This is a genomic window from Vibrio sp. Vb1554 (assembly GCF_033344235.1).
The window spans coordinates 1-1875 of sequence record NZ_JAWPOJ010000098.1 but is presented as its reverse complement, the minus strand read 5'-3'; the positions used below and the strand labels follow the sequence as shown (position 1 = coordinate 1875).

General features: G+C 38.4%; 2 protein-coding genes. Both read left to right on the top strand.

The genetic code is table 11. The annotated features are described in order from the left end of the window. Positions 1 to 126 precede the first annotated feature (126 nt). Positions 127 to 444, top strand: coding sequence for a heavy metal-binding domain-containing protein (locus R8N28_RS23920; protein ID WP_005462608.1), 318 nt, complete (start codon positions 127 to 129; stop codon positions 442 to 444). 478 nt (positions 445 to 922) lie between these two features. Continuing rightward, positions 923 to 1732 carry a helix-turn-helix domain-containing protein gene (locus tag R8N28_RS23915; protein WP_140258697.1) on the top strand — a complete coding sequence of 270 codons (810 nt, stop codon included), beginning with the start codon at positions 923 to 925 and terminating at the stop codon, positions 1730 to 1732. Positions 1733 to 1875: the final 143 nt, after the last annotated feature.

The window sequence follows — 1875 nt, the reverse complement described above, 5'->3', positions numbered from 1 at the left end:
GAATACTTTCAATAAAGGTACTCACGCACAGCCACTTCTATATAACTTACTAACACTATCCTGATTTCATATTTAAAGGCTTGGTGGTAACGTACTGTACTTACTTCATAGCATTAAGGGCACGACATGATTTACACAACAACAGATACGATTCCAGGCAAGGAAATAGCAGAAGTTAGAGGAGTGGTGACGGGCAACGTTGTTCAATCTAAGCATATCGGCAGAGACCTAATGGCTGGTCTAAAAAGCATTGTTGGTGGAGAGATCCGCGGATACACCGAAATGATGACCGAAGCACGTGACATTGCTATTCAACGTATGGTCGAGCAAGCGAACCAGAAAGGCGCTGATGCGATTGTAGGAATTCGCTTTACTACAAGCTCAATTGTCGATGGTTCATCTGAAATCCTTGCTTTTGGTACCGCTGTAAAGCTCGTGGAATAGAATTGCTTTTGATTGGCGAGGCAACATCGGTTCTTCGCCTTCTTTAGACTCTCCCTTAAGTGGTTTGAGTAAGCCATGGCTTCACTCCAAAATGTTAAAAAACTCAAATTCTAATCCTAGGGCTTTATTGGTATATCTTTTTTGTGATTGTGAATTTTTATTCACTTACTTGGCTGGATTTAAGTAGGGTAAATATTCTAAAACTAGTTATGTGATCTGGTGTTATCTTCTTGTTTTAATTATCTAAGCCATACAAATTGCGATCAGGTAAACTGATTTTATTTCTTTTATTATTAAATGACTTAGATATATATAACCAAGTTCAATGTCTTTTGAGTTATGTCATTTGCGTGTTGAATGGCGTTGTTGGTATATTAATTCAAGAATTTATTATAAAAATATGAACTTATAGCTTGCTAATAAGCTCTAAATTGTTACAAATATTATAAAGCTGTAACATTGCCAAAAGGAATAGTAGATGAGAGATCTGACTCCCGAATATTTGCTAGCCGCTCTACGACAAGCGATTAAAACAAAGGGGCTAACATATCGAGAGCTATCTGAAAAAATGGGCATGCCATTGTCCACTTTTAAGAGACATTTAACCAGTACCAACCTCGCGTTAGATAAACTGCTTGAATACTGTCGTGCGATTGACTGTACATTGGATGAATTGCAAAAGTTAGCCAATCAGTTGCAAGGTGAAGATGAAGATTATTTTAGCCGAACACAAGATGAAGTGTTTTTTCAGTTCCCACATCTTTACGATTTTTATCGTGAACTGAGGATGTTGCGCGGAAAAGATGGATACATAATTTTAAAGAAGAAATACGACTTATCAGAGCAAAGCATGTCTGATTATCTGGGTGCACTAGAGTTGCTAGACCTTGTTTACGTAGATGAAAACAAAAGTATTACGTTGCACGGCCCGCTGTACTACAGCTACGCAGAAAACTCGAAGTTAAACGATAAGTACACCGAGATAATCAAAGAGCAAACAACGACACATGATAAATGCGTTCGTGTTGCTTTGGCGCGAATGAAAATTACGGAAGAACAGTTGCTGGAGCTTGAAGATCAAGTAGCGAAAACGGTGATTGATTTTCACTCGAAGAATGTTGTCGCTGAAAACTTTAATGTTTCCGACTTCACAAACGTAGTTCTACTTGCTGGGCCACATCAACCAGTGACATTCTCTGATGGAATTGTAGAAACAGAATCTCGTTTTATTGACGATATTCGCTACGCAATTGCAGCAGCAGGGGATAAACCAAGCCTTTCAATTTAATCCACTTACTTATCTCTCAGAGCCAATGGCTTGCATCTTAGGTATTGGGAAATATCGAGTTTGTAAGCTCTTGGCTTAACGTCTATCTCTCGCCTAAATCTTCAGCACATCAGTTTGTCTAGCCTTTGTTTTTGCATTTTAAT

Bases quoted from the DNA above. Each gene is read 5' to 3' on its own strand.
- R8N28_RS23920 (WP_005462608.1), top strand. From the start codon at position 127: ATGATTTACACAACAACAGATACGATTCCAGGCAAGGAAATAGCAGAA.
- R8N28_RS23915 (WP_140258697.1), top strand. From the start codon at position 923: ATGAGAGATCTGACTCCCGAATATTTGCTAGCCGCTCTACGACAAGCG.